The following is a 15,609-nucleotide window of genomic DNA, read 5'->3' as shown; positions in this document are numbered from 1 at the left end:
AACATGAAAAAAGAAATAATCCATACGCTAACCGCAAATTTTGAATCACAATCCCATCAAACTGAAGAAGGAATTGAGTTTTGGTTGGCTAGAGACGTACAACATTTACTAGATTACACTAAATGGGATAATTTTCTAGGGGTTATTTCTAAAGCAAAAACAGCTTGTGAAATTTCTGGAGAAGCAATTGAGCATCATTTTGCCGACGTCGGGAAAACGATACAAATGCCTAAAGGTGCTGAGAAAGAGATACAGGATATGATGCTTACCAGATATGCTTGTTATCTTATTGCACAAAATGGAGATCCTCGAAAAGAAACTATTGCTTTTGCGCAACGTTATTTTGCAATTCAAACCAGAAAAGCAGAGCTAATAGAGCAACAGCTGTTAGAGTATGAAAGAGTACAAGCTAGAAACAAACTAAAAGTTACCGAAAAAGAACTATCACAAGTGATTTTTGAACAAACTGGTGGTAATGAAAATTTTGCTTTAATACGTAGTAAAGGTGACGCTGCCTTGTTTAATAAAACAACACAGCAAATGAAAACAAAATGGAATTTACCAACTACAAAACCATTAGCGGATTTCATGCCTACCATTTTGCTTAAAGCTAAAGATTTTGCTACTGAGATCACTATTTATAATGCAAAACAGCATAAAATGAAAGCAGAAGGGCAAATTTCAAAGGAGCATATTACAAATAATAAGTCGGTAAGAAGCACACTTCTTTCTCGTGGTATTGTTCCCGAAAATTTATCTCCTGAAGAAGATATTAGTAAAATTAAACGAAGACTTGTTAGTGAAGAAAAAAAAGCATTAAAGAATCCAGATAAATTAAGTGAAAGATAATTCATTAACAATGTCCAGTTTTTTATATAATAAACTGGACAAAAGTATATATTTGTAGTAATTAAAAAAGACATGAAAACTACTGATTATATAGCCGTTACTATAGATAGACTTCCTAAGGGATATGTATTCACCTATGCTGACTTTACTACAGAGGTGAATAAGAAGCAGGCAGTCATTAAAGCTTTAAATAGAATGGCTGTTTCAGGTAAGATAGCTAAACTTGCAAAAGGTAAATATTACAAACCTGAAAGTACCCCGTTTGGAAATTTAGAACCTAGTCAGTTTCAAGTGGTAAAAGATTTACTTGAAGACGATGGAAAAACAATAGGTTATCTAACAGGTTATAGTATTTACAATCAATTGGGATTAACTACGCAAGTAAGTAATACCATTCAGATTGGTAGGAACGAAATTCGTCCAGTGCTGCAACGAGATCGTTACACTATTAAATTCATCAAGCAAAAAAATACCATTACCAAAGAGAATATTCCGCTTTTGCAAATATTAGATGCTATTCGTTACATCAAAAAAATTCCCGATAGTACTGTTTCGTCCGCTTGTTTAAGGTTTATATCTCTATTGAAAAACCTAAACGAAAAGGAAACAAATACTTTAGTACGATTATCACAGAAATATCCACCCGCCACAAGAGCACTTTTGGGTGCTTTATTGGAAGAAATAGGAATTATGCAATTCCAAGACGTACTACAGAAAAGCTTAAATCCAATTACAAAATATAAATTATCGGGTGTTACTGCCGTTTTAAAAGCATCTGAAAAATGGAATTTATTATGAGCGAATCTCAAAATATAGAATGGAAACAATCGTGGCACGACGATTATCTCAAATGGATTTGTGGTTTTGCCAATGCAGTTGGTGGAACTATTGTTATCGGTAAAGATGATGATGGTAGGATTACGCATTTAGAAAACTACAGAGCTTTAATGGAATCATTGCCTAATAAGATTCGGGAGAATTTAGGAATCATTTGTGATGTTAATCTACACGATGAAGATGATAAAAAGTATATAGCCATTCGTGTAAATCCCTATACTGTTCCTGTTTCACTTAGGGGAAGGTATTATTATCGATCAGGAAGCTCTAAAATGGAAATGACTGGCGTTACCTTAAACGACTTTTTATTAAAAAAAGCAGGAAAAACCTGGGATGATGTTTTAGAAGAAGGAGCAAAACTAGACGATATTGCTACGGAAAGTTTACAGCTTTTTTGTAAGGATGCTATCAAAAGTGGTAGAATGTCCGAGGATATTTTAGAATTATCTGACAGAGATCTTTTGGATAAACTACGTTTAATTAATGGAGGCAAAATTAAAAGAGCAGGAATTATTTTATTTGGTAAAGATCCCAATTATTTCTATCCAAACATTAAAGTAAAAATTGGACGTTTTGGGAGTGATGATGCCGACTTACGTTTTCACGAAGTGTTAGAAGGAAACATTATCGAATTACTGCAAGAAGTACCTCAAATATTAAACGCCAAATTTCTTATAAAGGCAATCGACTTTGAAGGTATGCAAAGGATTGAAAAAAATGAATATCCAATTGCTGCGATTCGAGAGATGATATTAAATGCGTTAGTTCACCGCTCCTACATGGGTTCGATGATTCAAATGCGGGTGTATGATGACAAATTAACAATTTGGAACGAAGGCACATTACCCGATGGTATGGAATTAGAAAGCTTAAAAAGACACCATATTTCTCGTCCTAGAAACCCATTAATTGCTGATGTTTGTTTTAAAGCTGGTTACATCGATTCTTGGGGTCGTGGAACGCTAAAAATTTATAATTCTTGCGACGAAGCGGGTTTGCCAGAACCTCAAATCACTGCTCTTGATGGTGGGATTTTAGTTGCTGTTTATAAGAAGAAAGAACATCCTGCTAACGACCAAGCTAACGACCAAGCTAACGACCAAGCTAACGACCAAGCTGATGAGGGAACTACGGACAAAATTAAGAAGAGTTACGATTCTTTAGTTAAATTAGCCATGGAGTTATTTCCAATTAAAAAACCGACACAAAAACAATATGCTAAATATGCTACGTTAGCATCTGAATTAAGTGATCAGGAAATTAGTATTCTAAACTTTGCACTTACACCTAAATCCAATAAAGAAATTCAAGAAGATTTCTTGGAATTAAAGAGGCATAATGACAATTTTAAAAAATACATTGAGCCATTATTGACTCAACAGCTTTTAAGAAGAACGCTACCAAATGTACCAAGTAGTCCATTACAAAAATATTTTACATCAGATTCGGGTAAAATAGTTTTATTAATTGCTAAAGAGGAAAAAAAATAATATGAAATTTACTGAATCTCAATTAGAAAAAGCGTTTATCAGTTTGCTCCAAGAAGAAAAAATGACTCATCGTATTGGTGCGGAAGTACGTCAAACAGAATTTCAGGGAGCTTCAGAACCTGAAACGGTTTATGGACATATAGTAAGTGAAAAAGTGATAATTATTGAGGATTTAAAATCTTACTTAAGAACTAATTATGTTGCCCAAAACATTACAGAAAATGAAATTGATTCTATAGTTAGGGATTTAGAACGTCTCCCGTCTTCTGATTTGTATGAAACGAACAAGGTTATCATGAAAATGGTGAGTGATGGTTTTTTATTGAAACGTGAAGACCGTAGTCAGAAAGATTTTTATGTTCAGCTAATTGATTATTCTGAAGAAGATAAAAACATCTATAAAATTGTAAACCAATTAGCCATCAAAGGCTATGAAATGCGTATTCCTGATTTGATTTTATACATCAATGGATTGCCATTGGTCGTTTTTGAATTTAAAACAGCGATTCAAGAAAATACTACAATTCATGATGCATACAAGCAATTAACTACACGCTATAAAAGAGACATTCCTGAATTGTTTAAGTACAATGCTTTTTGCGTAATAAGCGACGGAGTGAATACCAAAGCAGGTTCGTTCTTTGCACCTTATGAATTCTTTTATGCTTGGCGAAAGATTGAAGGAATGGTAAAGGAAGTCGATGGTATTGATGCCATGTTTACACTTATTCAGGGAATGTTTAACCGCAAAAGATTGCGTGACATCATTCAGAATTTTATTTATTTACCTGATAGTTCCAAGAAAAACGAAAAAATTGTTTGTCGTTATCCGCAATATTATGCAGCGACAAAGTTATTCGAAAATATAAAAAAACACCAACGTCCAGATGGTGACGGAAAAGGCGGAACTTATTTTGGTACAACAGGTTGTGGTAAAAGTTACACCATGTTGTTTTTAAGTCGCTTGCTAATGAAAAGCACTTATTTTGGTAGTCCCACCATTATTTTAATTACAGATAGAACCGATTTAGACGATCAATTATCGGGACAGTTTACCAACGCTAAAGGTTTTGTTGGCGACGATACGATTGTAAGCGTTGAAAGCCGCTCCAATTTACGTGAATTGTTGCAGGGTAGAAATAGTGGTGGAGTTTTTTTAACTACCATTCACAAATTTACAGAAGACACTAAACTACTAACAGATAGAACGAATGTTATTTGTATTTCGGATGAAGCACACCGCAGTCAAACTAATTTAGATCAGAAAATAAAAGTTACCGAAAAAGGAGTTACTAAAACATTTGGCTTTGCCAAATATTTACACGATTCCTTGCCAAATGCAACTTATGTTGGTTTTACAGGAACACCAATAGATGCTACGATAGATGTTTTTGGTGAAATAGTTGATGCTTATACCATGACAGAATCGGTAGCCGATGAAATTACGGTGCGAATCGTTTACGAAGGTCGTGCAGCCAAAGTATTACTAAACAATCATAAACTTCAGGACATTGAAAATTATTATAATCAATGTGCCGAAGACGGAAGCAACGAAAACCAAATTGAAGAGAGCAAAAAGGCCATGACGCAAATGAATGCCATCATTGGTGATCCTGCTCGATTAAAAACTGTTGCTGAAGATTTTGTAAACCACTACGAAAACAGAATTGCAGAAGGCGCAACAGTAAAAGGCAAGGCAATGTTTGTTTGCAGCAGCCGTACAATTGCGTTTGAACTCTATAAAAACATTACCGCTTTAAGACCTGATTGGGCGGAAATTAAAATATCTGATGGTACAGTTGAACTAAGCGAAAAAGAAAAGAAAAAAATCAAACCTTCCCAACGTATAAAAATGGTCATGACCAGAGGAAAAGACGATGAGGAAGAAATGTATAATTTACTAGGAACAAAAGACGATCGTAAAGAAATGGATCGCCAGTTCAAAAACGAGAAATCAAATTTCAAAATTGCAATTGTTGTTGACATGTGGTTAACTGGCTTTGATGTTCCTTTCTTAGACACGATGTACATTGACAAACCGATACAAAGACATAATCTAATTCAAACGATTTCCCGTGTAAATAGAAAATTTGAAGGAAAAGAAAAAGGTCTTGTAGTAGATTATATCGGAATAAAAAAACAACTGAATTTAGCTTTAGCGATGTACAGCAAAGCAGATCACGACAACATTGAAGACATAGAGCAATCTATTGTAGTTACTAAAGATCAGTTAGATCTATTGAATAAGTTGTTTCATAAGTTTGACAAAACAAAATACTTTAGTGGTTCTCCTTTAGAACAATTGCATACACTTAACAAAGCGGTTGAGTTTGTACAACTCACGCAAGATTTAGAAAAACGATTTATGTACATCGTGAAACGATTAAAGTCGGCTTATGATATTTGTTGTGGCAGTGGAGCATTCAAAGAAACTGAACGGGACAGCATACATTTTTATTTAGCAGTTCGTTCGATAGTGTTCAAATTAACCAAAGGCGAAGCTCCAGATACTGCTCAAATGAATAACAAAGTTCGCCAAATGCTACAAGAAGCAATTGAGAGCAATGGTGTAGAGGAAATTTTTAAATTAGGTGAAGACAATCAAACGGAAGTTGACATATTTTCAGATGATTATATGGCAAAGATTGACAAAATCAAATTACCAAATACTAAAATTAAATTGCTGCAAAAATTATTGGCAAAAGCAATTGATGACATCAAGAAAATAAATAAAATCACAGGAATCGATTTTTCCAAAAGATTGCAAGCAATAGTTGACCGTTACAATGAACGCAAAGAGAGCGATGTACTAAATAGTGAAGTGTTAGAAGAATTCACAGATGAAATTATTGATCTGTACTACGCATTAAAAAAGGAAAAAGAATCTTTCAAAGATTTGGGTATAGACATTGAAGAAAAAGCGTTTTATGATATTTTGAAAGCACTGGCTAAAAAATATGATTTTAGTTACCCAGAAGATAAATTGATCATCCTTGCACAAAGAGTGAAAGATGTAGTAGATGACCTAACTAAATACACCGATTGGAGCAAACGAGAAGATATTAAAGCTGAACTAAAAGCAGATTTGATAGTACTTCTAGCTGAAAATGGATATCCTCCCGTAGATCGAGATGAAATTTATAAGGAGATCTTTGAACAAGCGGAGAATTTTAAGAAGTATGCGAGGTAAGTAATCTTATTTTAAGATAATTGATTTTTCAACCAACTACATCCTAAATATTTATAATTCCTAAAATTCAAGGTTTCTACATAATCTCAAGCGACTTTAAGTAAATCATAAACACTATTTGAATGATGTGTTGAACCATTTCAAATCCATCAGAATTTTAGTGTTTTTGAAATTGTCGGGCAATAGTCGGGCAAATCCTAAAATAAAAAACCCTAACTATATAATAGTCAGGGTTTCAGTGCGGATAATAGGACTCGAACCTACACGCCTTGCGGCACCAGATCCTAAGTCTGGCATGTCTACCAATTTCACCATATCCGCGCAATTGTGGGTGCAAAGATAAACATAAGTTCGAATCTACAAAGAAATATTTAAAAAAATATTCATTCTCTTTTTTGTACTTTTGAAAGACTAAAATAAAAAATCAATGGAAAGTATTAAATCGTATGTGCAGCAGCATAAAGATCGTTTTATAAATGAATTAATTGAATTATTGAAAATTCCATCTGTTAGCGCAGACACTGCTTATTGCCAAGATGTTATCGATACAGCCGATGCTGTAAAAGCTAGTTTAGAAAAAGCAGGATGTGACAATGTTGAAATATGTGAGACTGCAGGATACCCTATTGTTTACGGAGAAAAAATAATTGACCCAAGCTTACCTACCGTTCTTGTGTACGGTCATTATGACGTTCAACCACCAGATCCTATCGAGTTATGGACTTCTCCTCCATTCGAACCAGTCATTAAAAAAACCGAAATTCATCCAGAAGGAGCTATTTTCGCTCGTGGTGCTTGTGATGATAAAGGCCAAATGTATATGCACGTAAAAGCTTTTGAGCTAATGATGCAAACCAACACCTTGCCTTGTAACGTAAAATTTATGATTGAAGGTGAAGAGGAAGTAGGAAGTGTCAACCTAAAAACATTTGTCGAAAACAATCACGAGAAATTAAAAAACGATGTTATTTTAATTTCAGATACTGGAATGATTTCAAACCAACAACCATCAATAACAACTGGTCTTCGTGGACTAAGTTATGTGGAAGTTGAAGTCACAGGTCCTAACCGTGATTTACACTCTGGACTGTATGGCGGAGCTGTCGCTAATCCAATCAATATTTTAGCTAAAATGATTGCCTCACTTCATGATGAAAACAATCACATAACGATTCCTGGATTCTACGACAATGTTGAAGAGTTATCTCTTGAAGAAAGAGCTGAAATGGCAAAAGCACCATTTAATTTAGATAATTACAAAAAAGCACTCGACTTAAACGACATTTATGGCGAAAAAGGATATGTGACTAATGAAAGAAACTCAATTCGTCCAACTCTTGATGTAAACGGAATATGGGGTGGTTATACTGGTGAAGGTGCTAAAACAGTTATTGCAAGTCAAGCATTTGCAAAAATATCAATGCGTTTAGTCCCAAATCAAGAATGGGAAAATATAACAGAATTATTTACAAAACATTTCACAAGCCTTGCTCCTGCTGGTGTTACCGTAAAAGTAAAACCGCATCACGGTGGCCAAGGTTACGTAACACCTATTGACAGCATCGGGTACAAAGCCGCAAATATGGCTTACACAGAGACTTTTGGAGTTCCTGCGATTCCAGTTCGTTCTGGAGGAAGTATTCCAATTGTAGCTTTATTCGAAAAAGAACTAAAAAGCAAAACTATATTAATGGGATTTGGATTAGACAGCGATGCTATTCACTCACCAAACGAACATTTTGGAATTTTCAATTACCTGAAAGGAATCGAAACCATTCCATTGTTTTATAAGTATTTTGTGGAATTGAGCAAATAAAGCTTTTCAAAAATGTATTAAAAGTCCGTTTATTCTCTACTGAATAAACGGACTTTTTATTTAAGATTAGAAATTATTTTATTGCTGAAAATTGATTTCCAAATTTGCACTTGAGCTACTACTAAAGTCAGACTTTTCATTACAATTGAAATTCAGTGAATACCCAAATAAAATCATCATGAAGTAATCTTTTTATGCTTCGTAACTTCTCATAAAAATGCTTTTCGCTCCAAACGAGGTTCTCTTAATTGCTGTGAAAATAAAAGCACCATGAAGTGATCCTTAACATGGAAGATTTTTCAAAATAAACTTTTAAAATTCTAAACTCCTTTTCATCGCACTCCAAAAAAAATCCCCAACCTGAATTGAGGATTATAAAATTATCTTTCTAATTTCTTTAATTTTCTTTGCGCATCTACTAGATCAGCTTCTAGCTTTTTAATTTTAAGTTGCTGCTTAGTAATTTTGACATTTTCTTTTCCCAACTTAACTTCGGAAATTTTTCCTCTGGAAGTTGCTTTATCAAATTTATCCTGCATTCTACTTAGTTGCTTTTCTTCCTTGTCGAGTTTTTTATTTAATTTATCAATTAAATTGTCTGCTTTTCCAATTTTCTTCTCTTGCTTTTCTGCTTTTTTAGCAGCTTTATCTCTCGATTTTTGTGCTTTATCTCTAGCCTTTTCCTCTTTATTTTTTGCTTTCTCGGCTTTTTTACGGCTTTTCTCTGCTTTATCTTGCTCTTTATGAGCTTTCTTCCTGTCCTTTTCAGCATCTTTTAACGCCTTTTCTGCTTGAGCTTTTTCTTTAAGAGCGTCTTTCTCTACCATGGTTTGTGCTGAAATAGCTACTGGAAGCACTCCTGTAGAATCATTAGCAACTGGTTTGGCTTCTTGAGCAAATCCCAACTGAAAGCCGAAAAATGCAATAGCAACAAGTAATATTTTTGTTTTCATAATATTATTTTTAATTGATAGTACATACAAATTTAGCACAAATTATGCCATTTGGAGACAATTCTGACATTTATATCATTGGGCATTTCTGTAGACTTTAGGACTATTTAAATATGTTACGATAGTGACGGAGTATAAAATTTAAGATTACAGAAATAATAAATTGTGAAAATAATTTTCGAAAAAAAATAGTGAGAATTTAAACTTCTTAAATAGTAATTTACACTGAATAGCTAAGATAAAATCATTGCAAATACTCTTTACATTTTTATCAAAATTAAAAAAGCAAATCTTTATTTAATATTTTAAAACTGTAAAACATTAAATATCAATTAATTTAAAAAATAGTTGTGAATTAAAAAAATAACTCTACATTTGTAGAGCAATGTTTTAATCTGTAGAAATGAAATTTAAAATTATACCCAAAATAGTATTTATTATATTTTGTCTCAGTCTTACAAGTTGTAAAATAAACCAGACTCGAAATGGTATAAAACAAGGCAAATGGATTGAAACTAAAAACTTCATGACAATTCAGTCCTCCACTGTAGGAAGATATCAAAAAGGAAATAAAACTGGAAAATGGAAATCATATACCGAAGAAAAATTAGTGACCGAAGAAAAATTTAGAAAAAATAGTTGTCATATTATAAAATATCACAATACAGGAAAAATTCAGCAAATAGGATATTCACAAAAAGTAATGATTGGAAAAAAAGCAGAATGGCTGCCTACTGGAAAATGGACTTTTTATGATTCAGAAGGAGTTCTGCTTGGAACAAAGATTTATGAAAACGGAATGCCAATAGAAGAAATATACACAAAATAAAAACAGCAATGCAACAACTGACTAACGCCGAAGAACAATTGATGGAACATCTTTGGAATCTAGATAAAGCTTTTATGAAAGATTTGCTCGAAGCCTATCCTGAACCAAGACCTAAGACGACTACTGTCGCCACTTTATTAAAGCGGATGATTGATAAAAATTTTGTCGCTTACACTGAATATGGAAACTCAAGAGAATACTATCCGTTAGTTTTAAAAACGGTGTATTTCTCTAAACATGTCAACGGATTAATAAAGAATTTCTTTAATGATTCCGCTTCACAATTTGCTTCTTTCTTCACTACAGAAACTAATTTATCTGAAAAAGAATTGGAAGAACTTAAAAAAATAGTTGACCGTGCCATCCAAAATAAGAAAAAATGATAGACTTCCTAATCAAATCAACCGCATCATTATTCGTTTTACTAGTTATTTATCATCTAGTATTAGAAAACGAAAAAATGCACCAGTTCAATAGGTTTTACTTATTGTTTGCACTAGTCTTTTCGTTGATAATTCCATTTATAACCATCGAAATCATTCGAGAAATTACGAATCCTATTATTACTCAAAACACAATTAAAATAGAAGGAGAAGCTACTGCAATTATCGCCGATTCAATTAACTATTGGTTACTAGCGCTCTATAGTTCATATGGCTTGATTACTTCACTATTGCTGATTCGCTTTATAAGAAACATTGTAAAATTGCTTTCAAAAGCAAAATCAACTTCACCTATTGATTATAAAAACGGACAGTTAATTTTAGTTCAAGAAGAAACGCTTCCTTACACTTTCCTAAACACCATTTTCATCAATAAAACAGATTATCACAATAGAAAAATTGAAGCCGAATTATTCACACATGAATTAATTCATGTTACCCAAAAACATACATTCGACATCCTATTCATTGAGAGTTTGAAAGTTTTATTTTGGTTTAACCCCATTTTTATTTTTTACAAAAAAGCCATACAACTCAACCACGAATTTCTAGCAGATGAGAAAGTCGTAAAATCATATAATAACGTTCCGTTTTACCAAAATTTATTGATTTCAAAGGCAAACGCGAACGAAACCTATTACTTGGCCAGTAATTTAAACTATTCTGTAACTAAAAAAAGATTAATTATGATGACAACCACAACATCAACAGCAAGAGCAGTATTAAAAAAAGGAATGCTAATCCCAGTTTTAACAGCGTTATTTTTCTCATTATGTACAAAAGTCGTAGCCCAAGAAAAAAAGGAAAAGACGACTAAGGAATCTACAAAGCAAAGTAAAAGCTCAGATGAAGTTTGGAAAAATACTGTGTTTATTTTTCGCGATGCTAATAAAAAAATAACAGCACAAAAGAAATACAACGAACTTACCGATAAAGAGAAAAACAGCATCCCGCCTCCACCTCCGCCAGCAATCAGATCCACTGATAAAAAAGAGAAGCAAGTTCAAAAAAACAAGTCGGAAACTATTTATATCGACATGACCTCCGACGGACCTAAAATGAGTGATAGAAAGAAAGTTTCTAAACAGGACATGCCTCCGCCACCTCCACCTAAAGAAGCGCGTAATAGTCAGGATCAAGATTTGATCCATAATTCGGCAGGAATCACGGAAAAACCAGATTATCCCGGAGGCATTGAAGAATTCTACAAATTTGTAGGAAAGAATTATACGATTTCAAAAGAAATGCAAGATGCTAAAGTGAAAGGAAGAGTATACTTAACGTTTATTGTCGAAAAAGATGGTAGCATTACGGATATCAGAAACATAAGAGACTGTGGCTACGGAACTGGTGAAGAAGCAATAAGGGTGATGAAACTATCTCCTAAATGGACTCCAGGTAAAATAAATAATGATAATGTTCGCGTTATGTATAGCTTACCCCTAACAATTAAATCTGGTCAATAAAAAAAGAAATCCGCTTCTCTCGAAGCGGATTTACCACAAAAAAAAATCTAAAAAAAATAACTAATTAAAGTTTTTATCAGGATTATAGCCCAAGTAAGACATTACTTGTTCCTTAAATACAACACCGTATTCTTCTAATTCTTTTAAAATAGGCAAATACACCTCTTTTCTAATTGGAAGTTGAACTCCCGGAGTTGTAATCTTCCCATTTAGTATCAATAAAGTTGCCATTGCGACTGGTAAACCAACTGTTTTAGCCATTGCCGTATAAGTTTGATCTTCTCCTATACAAACCATTTTGGAATCTATTTGCTTTTTAGATCCTTCAAATTCGTAGCCAAATTTGTGATACATAACAATCATATCTTTTTCGTCAGGTTGTAATGTCCAACTATCGCTCAATATTTTTTCTAACATTTGAGCTGGGGTAGCATTCTTAAGGCCAACGATTTTTTTATTATTGAAAAGGTCAAGTTCTAATAATTTATCCCACATGATATCATCTTGATCAATCTTTAAGATTAAGCGTGTTTTTATCTCTACAGAGTCCGTAGGATGATAAGGAAGAAAAGAATTTACAAATTCTCTATAGCTCATGTTTTCAGAATTCTCCATTACATAGCTATCATCTGTCATGCCTAATTGCACAAACATATTCCATGCTTTTGAAAAACCAACTTTTCGAATCGTTCCTCTATATAATGTCAGCACATCATCTAAACCATATACAGAACGATATTTTAGTGAATCTCTATTAGAGTATCCTTCAAATCGACCGTAACCTTCCACATCTAAAAATTCAGTTCTACGGAATAAGTTGCAATACGGTATATACTTATAGGTTCCCTCTTGAATAAATTTAGCTGCACCGCCTTGACCAGCCAAAACTACATTTCTAGGCGCCCAAGTGAATTTGTAATTCCAAAGGTTATTATCAGATTCTGGAGCAACAAGACCACCACAAAAAGATTCGAAAAGTATCATTTTCCCTCCCTTGTCCTTTATCTCATCAATAACTTTCATCGCACTCATATGATCTACTCCGGGATCAAGTCCAATTTCGTTCATGAAAATAAGATTATTCTCTTTGGCAGCAGCATCTAATTCTTGCATTGCATCGCTGATGTATGATGCAGTTACTAAACTCTTTTTAAATATAATGCAATCACGTGCAACTTCAATATGTAAATGAGCTGGTAACATAGAAACCACAATACTGGCGCTTTGAATCGCTTTTTGTCTCTGACTTTGATCAAAGATATCAAGAGCAATTGGAGTAGCATTAGGATGATTATTAGTTTTCTTTTCGGCTAAAGCCAAAGATAAATCTCCAATAATAAGATGCAAGTTCTCTTTTTCAGATTTATTCAATAAATATTGAATCAACGATGAAGCTGATCTTCCTGCCCCAATGATAAGTATTGTTCTCATTTTTTTACATTTATAACACAAACATACGAAAATGTTGTATTCATAACAAATTGTAGGGATAAAAATTGTTAATGCGTTTATAGTAATCAATACGTTGGAAAATTGCATTTATTTTAAAAGAACTTTATCTAAACAATATTATAATTTCTTTTCTAATACATATAATAAGAGATAAATTTGTAAATAATTAAAAAAAGCAAAATGGACAAAAAGATAATTTCAACGGCTGCAATTTTCGGAATGATTGCAATTATTTTAGGCGCTTTTGGAGCACATGCATTAAAAAAAGTTTTGACGTTAGACCAACTTGCAACTTTTGAAACCGGAGTACGCTATCAAACTTATCATGCCCTATTTTTATTGTTTATTGGAATATTGACTGATTTACCACAAAAAACTAAGAAGACAATTTATTATCTAGTCACTTTTGGAATATTTTTATTTTCGGGCTCAATCTATTTATTAGCGACAAACGACCTTACTTCTTTTGACTTTAAAGTTATAGGTTTTATCACACCCATAGGCGGGCTCTTACTTATACTTGGTTGGGGAGCCTTATTATTGAATTATTTTAACAAAAAATCATAAAACTTAGATAATCAAAACATATCTGAAATATAATTTCTACTTTTGCAGTCGATAAATTAAACCACACAACACATAATTTTATGAATAATAACACACCGTTTACGCAATCGATTTCGCTAGAAGACATGGGAATTGAAAACGCAAAGATTCATTACCAATTATCAGCCAACGAATTACACGAAAAAACAATTGCACTAAAGCAAGGAATTGAAACTTCTAGTGGCGCCTTAGCAATTAACACTGGTGAGTACACTGGCCGCTCTCCTCAAGATCGATTTATTGTAAAAGATAGTATTACGGAGAAACAAGTTTGGTGGGGAAAAGTTAACATTCCTTTTGAACCTAAAGCATTTGATGCTCTATATAAAAAAGTTACTGCTTATTTATCTAACAAAGAAGTTTACGTTAGAGATTCATATGTATGTGCTGATCCTAATTACCGATTAAATGTTCGCGTAGTTACAGAAACTCCTTGGGCAAATTTATTTTGTTTCAACATGTTTTTAAGACCTGAAGCTAAAGAGCTTGAAAACTTCACAGCAGAATGGACTTTATTATGTGTTCCTACATTTATGGCAGATCCTGCTGTTGACGGAACGCGTCAAAGCAATTTTGCAATTTTAGATTTCACAAAAAAGATTGCTTTAATAGGTGGAACAGGTTACACAGGAGAAATGAAAAAAGGAATTTTTTCTGCTTTAAACTTTATCCTTCCAGTTGATAAGAACACTTTACCAATGCATTGTAGTTCTAATGTAGGAGAAAAAGATGATACAGCGATTTTCTTCGGATTATCAGGAACTGGAAAAACAACTCTTTCTGCAGATCCAAATAGAAAATTAATTGGAGATGATGAACACGGTTGGACTAATGAAAATACTGTATTTAATTTTGAAGGCGGATGTTACGCAAAAGTAATCAACCTTTCAGAAGAGAATGAACCAGATATTTTTAGAGCGATCAAAAAAGGAGCAATTCTTGAAAACGTAATTATCAACAAAGAAACTAATGAAGTTGATTACGAAGATATTTCTATCACGCAGAACACGCGTGTAAGTTATCCAATATATCATATCGATAATATTCAACCAGGTTCTATTGGACACAATCCAAAAAATATATTTTTCCTAACTGCTGATGCATACGGAATTTTGCCTCCAATCTCAAGATTGACTCCAGGGCAAGCTGCTTACCACTTCATATCAGGTTACACTGCAAAAGTTGCTGGAACTGAAGCTGGAATTACAGAACCACAACCTAATTTCTCAGCTTGTTTTGGTGCACCATTTATGCCATTACACCCTACAAGATATGCGGAAATGTTAAGTAAAAAGATCAAAGATGCTAACGTAAAAGTATGGTTAATAAACACTGGTTGGACTGGTGGACCTTACGGAACAGGTAGCAGAATGAAACTAAAATATACACGTGCAATGATTACTGCTGCTTTAAACGGCGAATTAGAAGATGTTGAATATGTGAATCATAAAGTGTTTGGAATTGCAATTCCGCAATCTTGTCCTAATGTTCCTTCTGAGATTCTAAATCCAAGAAACACGTGGGAAGACGAAAAATTATATGATACTAAGTCTAACGAATTAGGTCAGATGTTTAGAACTAACTTCGCTAAATTTGAAGAGTTTGCTAATGCTGAAATTATGGCTGGTGCTCCAGTAGCATAATTTAAATCCTAAATTCACTATTAGAACACAATCAT

The 15,609-nt window shown here is 33.4% G+C and carries 12 protein-coding genes and 1 tRNA gene; 10 read left to right on the top strand and 3 right to left on the bottom strand.

The window, feature by feature from the left end; all coding sequences use genetic code 11:
• Nucleotides 1-3 precede the first annotated feature (3 nt).
• The 4 genes from dinD to RCH19_RS02295 all read left to right on the top strand — a co-directional run bounded on the left by dinD (nucleotide 4) and on the right by RCH19_RS02295 (nucleotide 6,366).
• Nucleotides 4-849, top strand: coding sequence for a DNA damage-inducible protein D (gene dinD / locus RCH19_RS02310; protein WP_343021858.1), 846 nt, complete (start codon nucleotides 4-6; stop codon nucleotides 847-849).
• Between the two features lie 72 nt (nucleotides 850-921).
• Nucleotides 922-1,647, top strand: a complete 726-nt coding sequence (locus RCH19_RS02305) for a DUF6088 family protein (protein ID WP_343021857.1) — start codon at nucleotides 922-924, stop codon at nucleotides 1,645-1,647.
• Nucleotides 1,632-3,176 (top strand): ATP-binding protein, encoded by a 1,545-nt coding sequence (locus tag RCH19_RS02300; RefSeq protein ID WP_343021856.1) that lies wholly within the window; start codon nucleotides 1,632-1,634, stop codon nucleotides 3,174-3,176. Before RCH19_RS02305 ends, RCH19_RS02300 begins: the two co-directional genes overlap by 16 nt.
• A 1-nt stretch (nucleotide 3,177) precedes the next feature.
• A complete protein-coding gene (locus RCH19_RS02295; protein WP_343021855.1) occupies nucleotides 3,178-6,366 on the top strand; it encodes a type I restriction endonuclease subunit R in 3,189 nt (1,062 codons plus the stop codon).
• Nucleotides 6,367-6,605: 239 nt separating this feature from the next.
• Here RCH19_RS02295 and RCH19_RS02290 read toward each other — a convergent pair.
• Nucleotides 6,606-6,687 (bottom strand) — tRNA-Leu (locus RCH19_RS02290).
• 106 nt (nucleotides 6,688-6,793) lie between these two features.
• On the opposite strand from RCH19_RS02290, the gene RCH19_RS02285 reads away from it, so the two are divergent.
• Nucleotides 6,794-8,182 carry a dipeptidase gene (locus RCH19_RS02285; protein WP_343021854.1) on the top strand — a complete coding sequence of 463 codons (1,389 nt, stop codon included), beginning with the start codon at nucleotides 6,794-6,796 and terminating at the stop codon, nucleotides 8,180-8,182.
• 380 nt (nucleotides 8,183-8,562) lie between these two features.
• Here RCH19_RS02285 and RCH19_RS02280 read toward each other — a convergent pair whose 3' ends face one another.
• Entirely contained in the window at nucleotides 8,563-9,135 is a 573-nt protein-coding gene (locus RCH19_RS02280) for a hypothetical protein (protein WP_343021853.1), read from the bottom strand.
• 403 nt (nucleotides 9,136-9,538) lie between these two features.
• On the opposite strand from RCH19_RS02280, the gene RCH19_RS02275 reads away from it, so the two are divergent.
• Genes RCH19_RS02275 through RCH19_RS02265 form a run of 3 tightly spaced genes read left to right on the top strand, consistent with a single transcriptional unit; the run spans nucleotide 9,539 to nucleotide 11,873 of the window.
• Complete coding sequence (locus tag RCH19_RS02275; protein ID WP_343021852.1) at nucleotides 9,539-9,964, top strand: hypothetical protein; 426 nt, start codon at nucleotides 9,539-9,541, stop codon at nucleotides 9,962-9,964.
• Between the two features lie 8 nt (nucleotides 9,965-9,972).
• The gene (locus RCH19_RS02270; RefSeq protein WP_343021851.1) at nucleotides 9,973-10,347 is read left to right on the top strand and encodes a BlaI/MecI/CopY family transcriptional regulator; all 375 of its coding nucleotides are present in this window, start codon (nucleotides 9,973-9,975) and stop codon (nucleotides 10,345-10,347) included.
• The gene (locus RCH19_RS02265) at nucleotides 10,344-11,873 is read left to right on the top strand and encodes a M56 family metallopeptidase (RefSeq protein WP_343021850.1); all 1,530 of its coding nucleotides are present in this window, start codon (nucleotides 10,344-10,346) and stop codon (nucleotides 11,871-11,873) included. The genes RCH19_RS02270 and RCH19_RS02265 overlap by 4 nt, the downstream gene beginning before the upstream one ends.
• Before the next feature lie 60 nt (nucleotides 11,874-11,933).
• On the opposite strand, the gene RCH19_RS02260 is transcribed toward RCH19_RS02265, so the two are convergent.
• Nucleotides 11,934-13,304: a saccharopine dehydrogenase C-terminal domain-containing protein gene (locus RCH19_RS02260; RefSeq protein ID WP_343021849.1), complete on the bottom strand. Its 1,371-nt coding sequence runs from the start codon at nucleotides 13,302-13,304 to the stop codon at nucleotides 11,934-11,936.
• A 201-nt stretch (nucleotides 13,305-13,505) separates the two neighbouring features.
• Here RCH19_RS02260 and RCH19_RS02255 point away from each other — a divergent pair, with 201 nt between their 5' ends.
• Together RCH19_RS02255 and pckA are read left to right on the top strand one after the other, a co-directional pair.
• Nucleotides 13,506-13,892, top strand: a complete 387-nt coding sequence (locus RCH19_RS02255) for a DUF423 domain-containing protein (RefSeq protein WP_343021848.1) — start codon at nucleotides 13,506-13,508, stop codon at nucleotides 13,890-13,892.
• Nucleotides 13,893-13,972: 80 nt separating this feature from the next.
• The gene (gene pckA / locus RCH19_RS02250) at nucleotides 13,973-15,574 is read left to right on the top strand and encodes a phosphoenolpyruvate carboxykinase (ATP) (RefSeq protein ID WP_343021847.1); all 1,602 of its coding nucleotides are present in this window, start codon (nucleotides 13,973-13,975) and stop codon (nucleotides 15,572-15,574) included.
• The last annotated feature ends 35 nt before the right edge of the window (nucleotides 15,575-15,609 follow it).

It is taken from the genome of Flavobacterium sp. PL12 (assembly GCF_039123485.1).
Lineage (GTDB): Bacteria > Bacteroidota > Bacteroidia > Flavobacteriales > Flavobacteriaceae > Flavobacterium > Flavobacterium weaverense.
The sequence above is the reverse complement of the archived record's forward strand: the minus strand, read 5'-3'. Positions and strand labels throughout refer to the sequence as shown.

Bases quoted from the DNA above. Each gene is read 5' to 3' on its own strand.
- RCH19_RS02285 (WP_343021854.1), top strand. From the start codon at position 6,794: ATGGAAAGTATTAAATCGTATGTGCAGCAGCATAAAGATCGTTTTATA.
- RCH19_RS02255 (WP_343021848.1), top strand. From the start codon at position 13,506: ATGGACAAAAAGATAATTTCAACGGCTGCAATTTTCGGAATGATTGCA.
- RCH19_RS02265 (WP_343021850.1), top strand. From the start codon at position 10,344: ATGATAGACTTCCTAATCAAATCAACCGCATCATTATTCGTTTTACTA.
- RCH19_RS02305 (WP_343021857.1), top strand. From the start codon at position 922: ATGAAAACTACTGATTATATAGCCGTTACTATAGATAGACTTCCTAAG.
- RCH19_RS02260 (WP_343021849.1), bottom strand. From the start codon at position 13,304: ATGAGAACAATACTTATCATTGGGGCAGGAAGATCAGCTTCATCGTTG.
- RCH19_RS02270 (WP_343021851.1), top strand. From the start codon at position 9,973: ATGCAACAACTGACTAACGCCGAAGAACAATTGATGGAACATCTTTGG.
- RCH19_RS02275 (WP_343021852.1), top strand. From the start codon at position 9,539: ATGAAATTTAAAATTATACCCAAAATAGTATTTATTATATTTTGTCTC.
- RCH19_RS02300 (WP_343021856.1), top strand. From the start codon at position 1,632: ATGGAATTTATTATGAGCGAATCTCAAAATATAGAATGGAAACAATCG.
- dinD (WP_343021858.1), top strand. From the start codon at position 4: ATGAAAAAAGAAATAATCCATACGCTAACCGCAAATTTTGAATCACAA.
- pckA (WP_343021847.1), top strand. From the start codon at position 13,973: ATGAATAATAACACACCGTTTACGCAATCGATTTCGCTAGAAGACATG.
- RCH19_RS02295 (WP_343021855.1), top strand. From the start codon at position 3,178: ATGAAATTTACTGAATCTCAATTAGAAAAAGCGTTTATCAGTTTGCTC.
- RCH19_RS02280 (WP_343021853.1), bottom strand. From the start codon at position 9,135: ATGAAAACAAAAATATTACTTGTTGCTATTGCATTTTTCGGCTTTCAG.